Origin of the sequence: Bradyrhizobium nanningense, assembly GCF_004114535.1 — a bacterium.
GTDB lineage: Bacteria > Pseudomonadota > Alphaproteobacteria > Rhizobiales > Xanthobacteraceae > Bradyrhizobium > Bradyrhizobium nanningense.
This window is the reverse complement of record NZ_LBJC01000027.1, coordinates 60,548-74,563: the sequence shown is the minus strand read 5'-3', so window position 1 is coordinate 74,563 and position 14,016 is coordinate 60,548. Positions and strand designations below refer to the sequence as shown.

Genomic DNA, 14,016 nt, shown 5'->3' with positions numbered 1-14,016 from the left:
TTCAGTCAAGTCGCGGAAACGGATCAGTTGGAAGCATGGTGAGCGCCACGGTCGGCAGCGCATCGGCCTCGACGAGCGCGGCAGCCTTGGCGAGATCGCCGGCCATATAGCGGTCGGCGCCGAGCGCCGGCACCTGTTCACGAAGTGCCGCGATGACGGCAGCGAGTGGCGCGCTGGTCGCATGCGGCGAGCGCAACGTGATGCCTTGGGCGGAAACCAGAAGCTCGATGCCGAGGATGGCGGCGAGGTTGTCGGCCATGTCGGCGAGGCGCCGAGCGGCATGCGCGGCCATCGAGACATGGTCTTCCTGGTTGGCGCTGGTCGGCGTCGAATCGACCGAACAAGCGAGCGCACGCTGCTTGTTCTCGGCATAGAGGGCGGCGGCCGTCACCTCGGCGATCATGAAGCCGGAATTGAGTCCGGGATCGGGCGTGAGGAACGGCGGCAAGCCGAAATTGAGCGCGGGATCGACCAGCGTTGCAATGCGTCGCTCACTGATCGCACCGATCTCCGACAGCGCCAGCGCAATCGCGTCGGCGGCAAAGGCCACCGGCTCGGCATGGAAGTTGCCGCCGGAGACGATCTCGCCGGTCTCGACCAGCACCAGCGGATTGTCGGTCACGGCGTTGGCCTCGACGATCAGCGTGCGCGCGGCCTGCGTGATCAGATCGAGCGCCGCGCCCGCCACCTGCGGCTGGCAACGCAGGCAATAGGGATCCTGCACGCGTTCGTCGCCTTCGAGGTGCGACAGACGGATGTCGCTGCCCTCGAGCAGCGCGGTCAGCGTCGCGGCCGCAGCGATCTGACCGGCATGGCCGCGCAGCGCCTGGATCTCGGGACGGAACGGCGCCGTCGACGCCATTGCCGCATCGACCGACAATGCGCCGGTGACGAGCGCGGCGCGCGCCAAGCCGAAAGCGCGCAGCACGCCGGAGATGGCATAGGCGGTCGAGAATTGCGTGCCGTTGATCAGCGCCAGGCCTTCCTTGGGGCCCAGCGTCAGCGGCACGAGGCCGGCAGCCGCCAGCGCTTCGCCGCCCGGCACGACTTTTCCGTCAACGATCGCCTGCCCCTCGCCGATCATCACCGCCGTCATATGCGCGAGCGGTGCAAGATCCCCGGAGGCACCGACCGAGCCCTGCTGCGGCACCAGCGGAGTGACGCCCCGTGCCATCATGGCCTGCAGCTGCTCGATCACCGCGCGGCGCACGCCGGAGGCGCCGCGCCCGAGCGAGACGATCTTCAGCGCCATCATCACGCGAACAATCGGCTCGGGTGTGGGCTGGCCGACGCCGCAGCAATGCGACACGATCAGGTTGCGCTGAAGCAGCGCGGTCTGATCCGGCGGTATGCGCTTCGAGGCGAGCTTGCCGAATCCGGTGTTGATGCCGTAAACGGGGACGTCGGCTCGCGCGGCTCTTGCGACAATCTCCGCGGCTGCTTCGACGCGCGGCCAGAACGAGGGATCGAGCACGACGGGCGCACCATCGAGCACGCACGCGAGATCGTCGAGGCTGACCGTCCCCGGTCGGACGACGATCGCCGTATCCTGCTCCGTCATTGCCCCCTCCACACCCGGCGGTGCAGCGGATTGAAGCCGATGCGGTAAACGAGCTCGGCCGGCCGTTCGACGTCCCAGATCGCGAGGTCGCACCATTTGCCGGCCTCCAGCGTGCCGGTCTCATCGAGCACACCAAGCGCCCGCGCGCCTTCACGGGTGATTCCGGCGATGCACTCGGCCACATTCATCCGGAACAGCGTCGCGCCCATGTTCATCGTGAGCAGCAGCGAGGTCAGCGGCGAGCTGCCGGGATTGCAGTCGGTCGCGAGCGCCATGGGAACGCCGTGCTTGCGGAATGCCTCGACCGGCGGCTTCTGCGTCTCGCGGATGAAGTAAAAGGCGCCCGGCAGCAGCACGGCCACAGTGCCGGCCTTCGCCATCGCGGCGGCGCCGGCTTCGTCGGTATACTCGAGATGATCGGCCGACAGTGCCGAGAATCTTGCGGCGAGGGCCGCGCCGCCAAGGTTCGACAGCTGGTCGGCGTGGAGCTTGACCGGTAGCCCAAGCCCTTTCGCCGTCTCGAACACTCGCGTCGTCTGTTCAGTCGAAAACGCGATGCCTTCCATGAAGGCGTCGACGGCGTCGGCGAGGCCCACCTTTGCAACGGCCGGCAGCATCTCGTTGCAAACGAGATCGATGTAGCGATCCTTGTTGCCATCTGCCTCCAGCGGCAGAGCGTGGGCTCCGAGAAAGGACGTGCGGATCGCAACCCGCCGCTGGCGACCGAGGCTACGCGCGGCCGCCAGTTGCCGCAGCTCGGTCTCGGTGTCGAGGCCATAGCCGGATTTAATCTCGACGGTGGTTGCCCCCTCGCCAATCAGCGCATCGAGCCGCGGCAACGCACTCGCGATGAGATCTGCCTCGCTCGCCTTGCGCGTCGCCGCCACCGTGGCGACGATGCCGCCACCGGCACGCGCGATCTCCTCGTAGCTGGCGCCTTTCAGGCGCAGCTCGAATTCGTGCGCGCGGTTGCCGCCATAGACGAGATGGGTGTGGCAATCGACGAGGCCGGGCGTGATCCAGCGCCCCTCGCAGTTGGTCCGCTCGATCGCATCCGCATCCGCGGGAAAGTCCCCCGCCGCACCCGCGTAGACGATATGGCCGCCGCGCGCGGCGATGACACCATGCTCGATCTCGCCAAGATCCGGACGGTCGGCCCGCATCGTGGCGAGGCGTGCATTGTGCCAGATCCGGTCGAAGCGCTCTGCCATGCAACGGTCCCTTCGCGGATGTCCCTGCGCCCTGGGATGCTTGACTTATATGTCTAGACATATAATCGTAAGGCGGTTCTGTCCAGCCGGCGTGTAATCAATCATGACCCGACTGCATTTCGCCTCCGCGCTCCTGCCCTCGGGCTGGGCCAATGACGTGCAGGTGGTGATCACCCCCGGCGCGATCGCGGCGGTGACCGCGGGCGTGCAGCCTGCCGCAGGCGACGAGCGCCACGCCATCGCACTTCCGGGGCTGGCGAGCCTGCACAGCCATGCGTTCCAGCGCGGCATGGCGGGTCTCGCCGAGCTGCGCGGCAACTCTACCGATACGTTCTGGACATGGCGCGAGACGATGTATCGCTTCGCGCTCGCGATGACGCCGGACGACGTCGCTTCTGTTGCGACGCTGCTTTATGTCGAGATGCTGGAGCAGGGTTTTACCCGCGTCGGCGAATTCCATTATCTGCATCACGACCGCGACGGCTCTCCCTATGCCGATCCCGCCGAGATGGCCGCGCGGATCGCGCAGGCGGCCGAGGCCTCCGGCATTGCCCTGACGCTGCTGCCGAGTTTTTATGCGCACGGCTCCTTCGGCGGCACGGCGCCGCATGACGGTCAGCGCCGCTTCATCTGCTCGGTCGATCAGTTCGCCGAGCTGATGACGGCCTCGCGCAAGGCGATCAGCACATTGCCCGGTGCCAATATCGGCATCGCGCCGCACAGCCTGCGCGCGGTCACGCCGGACGAACTCGCGGTAATCGTTCCGCTCGCGAACGGCGGACCGGTGCACATTCACGCCGCCGAACAGGTGAAGGAAGTCGAGGATTGCCTGGCCTGGTCGGGCCGGCGGCCGGTGCAATGGCTGTTGGAGCATACGCCGGTTGACCGGCGCTGGTGCCTCATTCACGCGACCCACACGACGGATGCGGAAGTCAGCGCACTCGCGAAGACCGGCGCGGTGGCCGGCCTCTGCCCCATCACCGAGGCGAGCCTTGGCGATGGCATCTTTCCCGCCCGTGAATTTCTCGCTGCCGGCGGCGCGCTCGGTATCGGCACCGATTCCAACGTGCTGGTCGGCGCCGCCGACGAATTGCGTCAGCTCGAATATGGCCAGCGACTCAAGCATCGCGAGCGCAACGTGCTCTCCGCCGGCGCAGGCCGCTCGACCGGACGCGCGCTGTTCGACCATGCGCTCGCGGGCGGCGCACAGGCGCTGGCGCAGACGACGATCGGCTTGGCTCCCGGCGCGCGCGCCGACATCGTCACGCTCGACGCCGCGCATCCGTCGCTGGCGGGGCGGCAGGGCGATGCCGCTATCGACGGCTGGATCTTTGCTGCAGGCGGCGGCGCGATCGACTGCGTCTGGGCCGGCGGCGAGAAGGTTGTCGAGGGCGGCCGGCACAGGCTGCGTCAGGCGGCGCGCGCGCGTTTCAACGCGGCCGTTCGGAGGCTCGTTGCATGAGCCTCGTGACCGATGCCGCCGACAAGCCGACGCTCTACAAGCGGATTCGCGCCGACATCGAGAAGCGCATCCTGACCGGCGAATGGCCGCCCGGACATCGCATCCCGTTCGAGCATGAACTGGTCGCGCGTTACGGCTGCTCGCGCATGACCGTGAACAAAGCGCTGTCGGAACTCGCGCAGGCAGATTTGATCGAACGGCGGCGCCGCGCCGGCTCGTTCGTGCGCCGGCCGCAACACATGTCGGCGGTGCTCAAGATCGCCGACATCCGCGCCGAGATCACCGCGCTGGGGCGCGCTTACGGCTATGAGCTGATCGGCCGCAAGCTGCGCGCCGCGACCGCGGCCGACCGTGATCGCCTCGGCGTGAAGAAGGCCGGCAAGGTGGTCGCCATCACCTGCCGGCACAGCGCCGACAACGTGCCGTTCGCCGTCGAGGACAGGCTGATCGACCTGTCGTCCGTGCCTGATGCCGCGACCGCGGATTTCTCGCGCGAACCGCCCGGCTCGTGGCTGCTTCACCACGTTCCGTGGACGGAGGCCGAGCACACGATCAGCGCCATCGTTGCGGACGATCATACGGCCGACGCGCTCGCGATCGCCGTCGGCGCGCCCTGTCTCGTGATCGATCGTTACACCTGGCGCAGTGCGCGCACGATCACCGCCGTGCGCCTGCTCTACCCCGGTGACTCTCACCGCCTTGTCGCGCGATTCAAGGGAGGCTGAGAGGATATGTCGGCACAAATCGTGCAACGCTTCGGGCAACGGTCCATATGGGCCGATGTGAACAGATCAACAGGACGTCAATCCATCGATCGGCAGAGGACGACAATCATGCGTAGTTCGACGATATTTGCGACAATCATTGCTCTCGCGACCGCCACTCCCGTGCTCGCCGATGACGTCAAGGTCGGCGTCGGCATCTCCGGGTGGACCGGCTTCGCGCCGCTGACGTTGGCGAAGGAGGCTGGCATCTTCAAGAAGAACGGCCTCGACGTCACCATCAAGAAGATTCCGCAGAAGGACCGCCACCTTGCCGTCGCCTCGGGCGACATCCAATGCGCGGCGACCACGGTCGAGACCTGGATTTCCTGGAACGCCAACGGCGTTGCGACCAAGCAGATCTTCCAGCTCGACAAGAGCTATGGCGCCGACGGCATGGCCGTGCGCAACGACGTCGCCGCGATCAAGGACCTGAAGGGCAAGACCGTCGCCGCCTCCGCGCCCGGCACTTCGCCGTATTTCGCACTTGCCTGGATGCTCAAGAAGAACGGGCTGTCGGTGAAGGACGTCACCGTCGTGAACCTTGAGCCGGCTGCGGCCGCACAGGCCTTCGTCTCCGGCCAGAACGACGCCGCGATGACCTATGAGCCCTATCTGTCGACGGTGCGCGCAGCCCCCGACAAGGGCAAGATCATCGCGACCACGCTGGACTATCCGATGGTCATGGACACCTTCGGCTGCACGCCGAAATTCCTCTCCGAGAATCCCAAGGCCGCCAAGGCGCTCGCCGACAGCTATTTCGAGGCGCTCGACATGATCGCCAAGGATCAGGCCAAGGCCTATGAGATCATGGGCGCCGACGTGAAGCAGACCGGCGAGCAGTTCGGCAATTCGGCGAAATATCTGCGCTGGCAGGACAAGGCCGCCAACCAGAAGTTCTTCGCGGGCGACTTCCTGACCTTCAACAAGGAGGCCGCCGAGCTGCTGCTCGAGATCGGCATCATCAAGGCCGCGCCGAAGGTCGAGGACCTCTTCGACGCCGGCTTCATCAAGTAAGTCACCTCAGGAGGTGCCGGCCCCGTCTCGCGGCGGGGCCGGCAAATCCGTTCACCGCCCGGATAAATCGTCGATGCGTCCTCTGGATCCTGTGACATCGAAGCAGCGCGTGGCCTATGGCCTTGCGTTCTTCGTGCTGTTCGTTGCCCTCTGGTCGTGGGCGACGCTCGGCGGCCATGTGTCGAAGACCTTCCTTGCCAACCCCTTGACCATGGTGCAGGAGGGTTTCGACCTCTTGACCAAGCAGGGTTTCGTCTACGATATCGGAATGACCATCTGGCGCGTCGTCGGCGGCTTTGCGCTTGCCGCCATCATCGCGGTGCCGCTCGGGGTGCTGATGGGCGCCTACAAGCCGATCGAGGCCTTCCTCGAGCCGTTCGTCTCCTTCGCCCGCTACTTGCCCGCCTCGGCCTTCATTCCGCTCCTGATCCTGTGGGCCGGCATCGGCGAATTGCAGAAGCTGCTCGTCATCTTCATCGGCTCGGTGTTCCAGGTCATCCTGATGGTCGCGGTGACTGTCGGCGCCACGCGGCGCGATCTGGTCGAGGCGGCCTACACGCTGGGCGCCGGCGACCGCGGCATCATCCGCCGCGTGCTGCTGCCCTCCTCCGCGCCCGAGATCGCCGAAATCCTGCGGCTGGTGTTGGGCTGGGCCTGGACCTACGTCATCGTCGCCGAGCTGATCGGCTCGTCCTCGGGCATCGGGCACATGATCACCGACAGCCAGGCCTTGCTCAACACCGGCCAGATCATCTTCGGCATCATCGTGATCGGGCTGATCGGCCTCCTGTCGGACTTCCTGTTCAAGGCCTTCAACGCCTGGCTGTTTCCGTGGAGGCTCGCATGACGATCCTCAAGATCGAGCAGGTCTCGCGCACCTTCCCGGCGCGCCACGGCAACGCGCCCACGAGGGCGCTGGAGCCGACCGACCTCATCATCGGCAACAACGACTTCGTCACCATCCTCGGCCCCTCCGGCTGCGGCAAGTCCACGCTGCTGCGCATCGTTGCCGGGCTCGATCGCCCGACCAGCGGGCGCGTTACGCTTGACGGCCGCGCGGTGACCGGCCCCGGCGCCGATCGCGGCATGGTTTTTCAGTCCTACACGCTGTTTCCATGGCTCACCGTTCGCGAGAACATCGCCTTCGGCCTGCGCGAGCGCGGCGTGTCCGAGGCGGAACGCAATGAGATCGCCGACGGCTTCATCCGCCAGGTCGGATTGTCCGGCTTCGAGAATCATTGGCCCAAGCAGCTCTCCGGCGGCATGCAGCAGCGCACCGCGATCGCGCGCGCGCTTGCCAACGATCCAAAAATCCTGCTGCTCGACGAGCCGTTCGGCGCGCTCGACAACCAGACCCGCGCCTTGATGCAGGAAATGCTGCTCAGCATCTGGGAGCGCGACCAGAAGACCGTGCTGTTCGTGACCCACGACATCGAGGAGGCCATCTTCCTCGGCAGCCGCGTCATCGTCATGAGCGCGCGCCCCGGCCGCATCAAAGCCGAGATCAATGTGGACCTGCCGCATCCGCGCTCCTACAAGATCAAGACCACGCCCGAATTCGTCCAGCTCAAGGAACGGCTGGTCGAGGAGATCCGCACCGAGGCGCTGAAGGTTGCCGAACATGCCTGACAATCGTCCTTCCGTCGACGGTGCGCGCGTCCTTGCCGACCTCAACGCGCTCCGCGCCATCGGCGCCTACAGGAGCGGCGTGCACAAGCCGACCTTCTCCGAGCCGCACAAGCTTTCGCTGGAGTGGCTGGTGCGCAAGCTGCCCGGCGCCGGCCTCTCCGCTTCGATCGACGGCATCGGCAACGTGTTCGGGACCAGTGCCAAGTCCGGGCCGAAACTGCTGGCCGGTTCGCACCTGGAGAGCCAGAACTACGCCGGCTGGCTCGATGGCCCGCTCGGCGTCGTCTATGCGCTCGAGGCTGCGCGCGTTCTCAACGCCGATCCCTCCGTCAAGGGCGCCGTCGAAGTTGCCGCCTGGTGCGACGAGGAAGGACATTTTGGGCATTTCCTCGGCTCGCGATCCTATGTCGGACAGGTCACCGAGGCCGACATCGACGCCGCGCGCGACCGCACCAGCGGCCGCCCCATGCGCGATGCGCTCGCCGAGATGGGGCTTGCCGGCCGCCCGCGCGTCGGCGTCGAGCCGGGGCGACACGTCGGATATCTCGAGGCGCATATCGAGCAGGGCGACACGCTCGAAAGCGGTAAGCTCGCGATCGGCGTCGTGACCTCCATCGTCGGCATCTGGCAATACCGGATCAATTTTGTCGGCGAGCAGAACCACGCCGGCACCACGCGCATGGCGGTACGCAAGGACGCGGGTCTCGCGCTCGCAAGATTCTGCGTGGCGATCGACGAGCGTTTTCCTGCCGCCTGCGGCCCGCGCACGGTCTGGACCACCGGGCGCATCACGCTCGATCCGGGCGCGCCGAGCATCATTCCGGGCGGCGGCGAAATGCTGTTCCAGATCCGCGACGACGATCCGGCTGTCATTGCGCGGCTGGAGCAGCTGCTGCGGACCATGGCAGACGAGACCAGCGCGAGCGGCCCCTGCGCCGTCACCGTCGAGAAGCTGCGCACCGGTGCGCCCGCCATGATGAACGCCCGCTTTCAGGACGCGATCGAAGCCGCAAGCAAGGCGCTGGCCGGTGGACGATCCATCCGCATGCCCAGTGGCGCCGGCCACGATGCGCAGATGCTGGCGACGGTCATGCCGGCCGGCATGCTGTTCGTGCCGTCGATCGGCGGCATCAGCCATCACTGGACCGAAAACACCGCCGACGCCGATATCGTCACCGGCGCAGAGGTGTTCGTCGATGCTTGCAGGCGGATCCTCGGGGGCTAGAACGACGTCCCCCCGCCGAACCTGAACTCCTGGACCACGTCGTATTTGCCCTTCGTGATCGGCACCGCATAGTCGAAGCGGAGCGGCCCGAACGGGGACGCCCAGATCAGGCCGACGCCGACCGACGATCGCACCGTGTTGCCGTCGTCATATTGCAAGCCGCAGGTCGGGCACGCCTTGGTGTTGACTTCGCCCGTGGCTGACCACGAGGTCGGCCCCTGATAGCCCCAGAGCGATCCGGCATCGGCGTAGACGGCGCCCTTCAGGCCGACTTCCTTGGGCAGAAACCAGAACGGCATCTGCAGCTCCATCGACGCGCCCCAATATTTCGTGCCGCCGAGCGCATCGCCGTTGGAGCCGTAGTTGTAATAGGTGATGTCGCGTGGACCGATGCCGTTCGAGGCGAAGCCGCGCACCAGGTTCGCCCCCATCTGGAAGTGATCCAACATGCGCAGATCCTGGTTGCCGAGCTTGCTGAGGAGACCGCCCTGGAGGTGGATCACGCTGACGATCTCGGAGACGAGCGGCGTGTAGTATTTGGTGTCCAGCGCGGTCTTCAGATAGGTGACGTCGCCGCCGACGCCGGCGAAATCCTGCCGGAAGTCGACTAGCAATCCGTCCGTCGGGTTCTTGGTGTTGTCGAGCGTGTTGTAGTTCAGCGTGTAGCCGAGCGCCGAGGTCCAGGTCGCACCGTTCGCCAGCTCCTTTCGGACCGGCAAGCTCGACTCGCCGTCGCCGTAGCAGCCGTAGCCATAGACTCCCGAGCTCGTGGAATTGGTCGGGTCCGCGCCGCCCAGGACGTTCTGGATGTAGGCCGGCGTCGGATTATAGGCCAGCGAGGCGTTGGACGCGTTGTTGTTGCAATTGTTGTAAGCGCTGGCGAGCGTGATGCTCTGCTGATAGAGCGAATAGCGCAGCTGCAGGGTGAGATCCTCGCGCAAGGCCAGTCCAATGCGCGGGGAGAAGCCCAGTGTCGTCACGCCGTAGCTCGTATAGCTGTTCGACTTCTGCTCCTTCCAATAGGTGTCGAACCCGAGCGCCATCCGGTAGTCGAGCAGATAAGGCTCGACGAAGGACAACGATACGCCGCGTGAATATTGGCCGTAACTGACCGATGCCTTGGCATAGAGCCCGCGGCCGAGCAGGTTGCGCTCGGAGATCGAGACTTCCGCCAGCGCACCGTCGGTGGTGGAATAACCGCCCGAGATCGAGAAGTCGCCGGTCGACTTCTCCTCCATCTCGACGACGAGGATCACGCGATCGCTGGAGGAGCCGGGCTCGGTGACGATCTTGACGCTCTTGAAGTAGTCGAGGTTCTTCAGGCGCCGCTCGGCGCGGTCGACCAGCGCGCGGTTGTAGGCGTCCCCTTCCGAGAGGTCGAATTCGCGGCGGATCACGTAATCGCGGGTGCGGGTGTTGCCGCGCAGGTTGATACGCTCGATATAGGTCCGCGGGCCTTCGTCGACATTGAACACGACGGAGACGGTGTGCGCCTCGAAATTGCGGTCGCCGCCGGGACGGACCACGGCGAAGGCATAGCCGCGGCGCGAGGCCTCGATCTGCATCTCTTCGGTCGACTTCTCGACCAATTCGACGTTGTAGAGCGAGCCGGCGCTGACGCGCGAATAGGTGCGGAGCGAGCCCGTGTCGAAGTTGGGAATGCTGGAGCGGAAGTCGACGGAGCCGATGCGATATTGAGCGCCTTCCTCGATCTTGAAGGTCACCAGAAAGCCCTTCTTCTCCGGATCGTATTCGGTGAGCGCGGCCACGACCTGGACGTCGGCGTAACCGTTCTTGAGGTAGAAGCGGCGGATCAGGTCGCGGTCGGCCTCGACGCGATCGGGATCGTAGATGTCGTTGCTGCCGAGGAAGCTGAGCAGGTTGCTCTCATGCGTCTTGATGATGTCGCGCAGGCGCGAGGCCGAGAAGGCGCTGTTGCCGACGAACTCGACCGACTTGACCGAGGTCTTGGCACCCTCCTCGACCGTGAAGATGAGATCGACGCGGTTGTTCGGCTGTTCGATGATCTCGGGCGTGACGCGGACGTCGTAACGGCCGGAGCGCCGGTAGATCTCGGCGATGCGCAGCGTGTCGGACTGCACCAGCGCCCGCGAGAAGGATCCGCGCGGCTTGGACTGGATTTCCCCCGAGAGCTGCTCGTCCTTGATCTTCTTGTTGCCCTCGAAGGCGATACGGCCGATCACGGCATTCTCGACCACCGACACCACGATGCGGCCGCCGGCCTGATTGATCTTCACGTCCTGGAACAGGCCGGTCGCGATCAGCGCCTTGAGCCCGTCATCGACGGCGGATTGATCGAGACGCCCGCCCGGGCCGGGCTTGAAATAGGAGCGGACCGTCTCGGCCTCCACGCGGCGATTGCCTTCGACCACGATCGTCTGCGTCGCCTGCGCGGCTGCCGGCAGCGGCCACAGCCCAAGCGGAAGTGAGCTTGCAATCGATACAGCACTCATCGCCACGGCGATCAGCCAGGCCCGCAAAAACGACATTCCACACCTCAACGATACCTCGCCTGCTCTGAAACGAGACGGCTGTGGCCGCGGTGTGGCCTGGAGATTGCTGTATTGTTTCCGGTCGTTGAATTTGATTGGTCGATCGGCAGCGCGTGCGCCTCGGCCCGCAATGACCGCACGCATTGTGAGCAGCGACCGAGCCGCCTCGAAGCTGCCGCGCCGGCACTTGCCCAAGCGGAGGTTCAGCAACATCGCGCAACGCCGGGATTCTTTACAGGTTCTTAAGCTGGTGCGAGAGGCGGCCGCATCAGGAACTCGCACAGGATGTTGTCCGATGAACGCGCTTGTCACGACCCGAGCGGTGCTGGTCGCCCTCCTCGCCTCGACCTTCGCCGCTCATCCCGCCACCGCCGGCAGGCGCGAGCCGCCGCGAGCGGCCCAGGACGCGGTTTACGAGTACGGCCCGCGCGGCCCCAATCGTTCCTATCAATCCGGTCCGCGTACGCGCATCTATGTCAGCAGGCGATCGTGGCTTGACGGCGGGACCGAGGTGCTCCCCGGCGAGCGCAAGTTCACCGACTATGCCTTCCCGCCCGGCGCCTCCTTCGCACGCAGCAACAACAACCGGCCGCTCGACCGGCAGCCGCTCAGCCCCGACTCCGATCTGGGCGGATTTGCGCAGCGGATTCCGATTGCGTGGTGAGTCTGACTCGTATCCCGGACAAGCCGCAACGCGTTGAGCGTTGCGGCGCAGAGCCGGGGCGACACGGCACAATGCGGATGGATGGGCCCCGGCTCTGCAGCGCACCGTCCACCCGGACGATGCTTCGCATCGCCGGGAACGCTGCGCTGCGTCCGAGGCACGAGTGGAGAGTGTGGTGCATACCGCCTCCACTGCGAGCGCAACGACGAGACTTTCAATTCCGTCATCCTGAGGTGCGAGGCTTGCGATGCGAAGCATCGTGAGCGGAGCCTCGAAGGATGGACGGCCGCGATACAGCCGGGCCGTCGCCCTTCGAGGCTTGCTCCGCGGCGCGATGCGCCGCAGAGCGCGCACCTCAGGGTGACGGTCATAGGGGTTTTGCCACGCTTCTATCGCAGACATGCCTCTTCGGCCTCGCGGCGCGTTTCGCCCGAGCTTTGCTTGGGTCTCCACCCTCTCAAAGCCAAGAAGGCGCAGGGAAGGCCGGGTGCCAGCTCGCACCCGCGGTCCGCTGCGCGAAAATGCACACGCAGGAAGAACCGCACAGCAGCATACAGGTGGTGCCGATCACTCGGCCTTCCCTGCGCGATGGTCGGACGGCTTATGCCGTGATCTCCCGGGAGCCGAACTTTCCTTCTGGCCTCCCTCGCCCCGCGAATTGGATGATGCAGTCCGCCCGGTTGGGCTCGCTCGCATCTTCGCAAGGCTTGACCGTAGCAACGACGGCCAGGACCACACGACTTCTCCGTCAAGTAGCTTTTTCCTATTTTTATAGGGGCTTCCGACAAGGGCAATTCCGCTAGGCCACAATAGGCCTACGTTTCAATTGGTTTTCTCGCGCGACCCTTGGGTCTAGAACACCGGCGTGTAGTCCCGCCTCAGCCCGCCGGCGATCATGTCGAGCGCCAGCCGATAGCGTACGCGCAACATGTGCAAGCCGATCCGAACGCGCCGCGCGATCTCTTCCAAGTCCATGTCGTGCGACCGTAACAGCGCCACCCGTTGCACCACGCGCCGGTCCTCGGCGTCGACGAGATAGCGACCCGCCCAGCACAACGCTGTGTCCATCCGCGAGATCCTCCGACGCCGTGGAATGCACCCGTGAACGGTTGTGCTCGTTGGCGACGGACTCCTTGACCTGAACGTCGCTCTCCTGCTGTGCCAGCAGGTCGACCCAATCATATTCGTGTTGCGGCCAATATCCGGAGCGGAATCGCTGCCCGCGGATGATCAGCGGGAGCGCCCGCAACGTCTTGAAGGCGTCGCAGAGCCGCAGGCCGCAGTGGACACCGTCCCAGCGCTCGGGGACATACTCAGGCGGTGGCCCATCGAGCGGGCACCACGTCTCCGTAGGAATCAAACGCGTGGTGCGCAGGGATGCGGTTTCGGCCTGCGACGGCCGCCACCTGTTGTACGAACCTTCCATGCACTCCTCCCATACGGTAGACCCACCGGCAGGAGGCGCGATTCAATGGCGAGCATCGGAATACATGATCGCGCACCAGGCGCAAGGCTCTTCACCGGGCCTTGCGCATCGCCTCGAGACCGCGATGTGCTCACCTACCTTCGCGCCGCCGGCGCCAGCGCCATCAGTCTCACCGCGAACCACGACCGCACGGCCCACCTCCGCGTTGGCGCCGATCAGGCCGCGGGCGCAGTGTGGTGGGTTCCCGCGGACCAGGCCGATGAGATCGCCCGCCGAGCTCGAGCCGCGGCCGGCGTCAGACCTGATGCTGCCACCATGACGGACGCCTTGCTCCAAGCCGCGGCCGAACTCCGGGTGACGCTGACGCCCCACGCAACCGCGCTCGCGCGTGCCGGGAGGGAATCCGACGACTCGATCGGCTCCTGGAGGAGCTCCGCCGCGCCGGGAAGCTGCAGGCCTTCAATCAGGGCTACCAGGCGCGCCGGAAGGACGCCTTCGTCCAGGGCAAGGATTTCATGAATTACAACCAGGCGACGGCCCGACTCCG

The 14,016-nt window shown here is 65.7% G+C and carries 11 protein-coding genes; 7 read left to right on the top strand and 4 right to left on the bottom strand.

What is annotated here, in order from left to right; all coding sequences use genetic code 11:
* Nucleotide 1 precedes the first annotated feature (1 nt).
* Both hutH and hutI read right to left on the bottom strand, forming a co-directional pair.
* The gene (gene hutH, locus XH84_RS22300) at nt 2-1,561 is read right to left on the bottom strand and encodes a histidine ammonia-lyase (RefSeq protein WP_128919747.1); all 1,560 of its coding nucleotides are present in this window, start codon (nt 1,559-1,561) and stop codon (nt 2-4) included.
* Nucleotides 1,558-2,772, bottom strand: a complete 1,215-nt coding sequence (hutI, locus tag XH84_RS22295) for an imidazolonepropionase (protein ID WP_128919746.1) — start codon at nt 2,770-2,772, stop codon at nt 1,558-1,560. The genes hutH and hutI overlap by 4 nt, the downstream gene beginning before the upstream one ends.
* A 103-nt stretch (nt 2,773-2,875) precedes the next feature.
* Between hutI and XH84_RS22290 the strand changes: the two genes are divergently transcribed.
* From XH84_RS22290 to XH84_RS22265, 6 genes are all read left to right on the top strand, one after another.
* Entirely contained in the window at nt 2,876-4,234 is a 1,359-nt protein-coding gene (locus tag XH84_RS22290) for a formimidoylglutamate deiminase (RefSeq protein ID WP_128919745.1), read from the top strand.
* A complete protein-coding gene (hutC, locus tag XH84_RS22285) occupies nt 4,231-4,959 on the top strand; it encodes a histidine utilization transcriptional repressor HutC (RefSeq protein WP_128919744.1) in 729 nt (242 codons plus the stop codon). Before XH84_RS22290 ends, hutC begins: the two co-directional genes overlap by 4 nt.
* 108 nt (nt 4,960-5,067) lie before the next feature.
* On the top strand, nt 5,068-6,012 hold the full coding sequence (locus tag XH84_RS22280; protein WP_128919743.1) for an ABC transporter substrate-binding protein: 945 nt from the start codon (nt 5,068-5,070) through the stop codon (nt 6,010-6,012).
* Between the two features lie 73 nt (nt 6,013-6,085).
* Nucleotides 6,086-6,859, top strand: a complete 774-nt coding sequence (locus tag XH84_RS22275) for an ABC transporter permease (protein WP_128919742.1) — start codon at nt 6,086-6,088, stop codon at nt 6,857-6,859.
* Nucleotides 6,856-7,641, top strand: coding sequence for an ABC transporter ATP-binding protein (locus XH84_RS22270; protein WP_164936290.1), 786 nt, complete (start codon nt 6,856-6,858; stop codon nt 7,639-7,641). Before XH84_RS22275 ends, XH84_RS22270 begins: the two co-directional genes overlap by 4 nt.
* Nucleotides 7,634-8,866 (top strand): Zn-dependent hydrolase, encoded by a 1,233-nt coding sequence (locus XH84_RS22265; RefSeq protein ID WP_128919740.1) that lies wholly within the window; start codon nt 7,634-7,636, stop codon nt 8,864-8,866. The genes XH84_RS22270 and XH84_RS22265 overlap by 8 nt, the downstream gene beginning before the upstream one ends.
* Here the strand turns inward: XH84_RS22265 and bamA are convergent.
* Nucleotides 8,863-11,376 (bottom strand): outer membrane protein assembly factor BamA, encoded by a 2,514-nt coding sequence (gene bamA / locus XH84_RS22260; protein ID WP_128919739.1) that lies wholly within the window; start codon nt 11,374-11,376, stop codon nt 8,863-8,865. The genes XH84_RS22265 and bamA overlap by 4 nt on opposite strands.
* Nucleotides 11,377-11,674: 298 nt before the next feature.
* On the opposite strand from bamA, the gene XH84_RS22255 reads away from it, so the two are divergent.
* Nucleotides 11,675-12,043 (top strand): hypothetical protein, encoded by a 369-nt coding sequence (locus XH84_RS22255; protein WP_128919738.1) that lies wholly within the window; start codon nt 11,675-11,677, stop codon nt 12,041-12,043.
* Nucleotides 12,044-12,895: 852 nt separating this feature from the next.
* Here XH84_RS22255 and XH84_RS22250 read toward each other — a convergent pair.
* The gene (locus XH84_RS22250) at nt 12,896-13,111 is read right to left on the bottom strand and encodes a hypothetical protein (RefSeq protein ID WP_128919737.1); all 216 of its coding nucleotides are present in this window, start codon (nt 13,109-13,111) and stop codon (nt 12,896-12,898) included.
* Between the last annotated feature and the right edge of the window lie 905 nt (nt 13,112-14,016).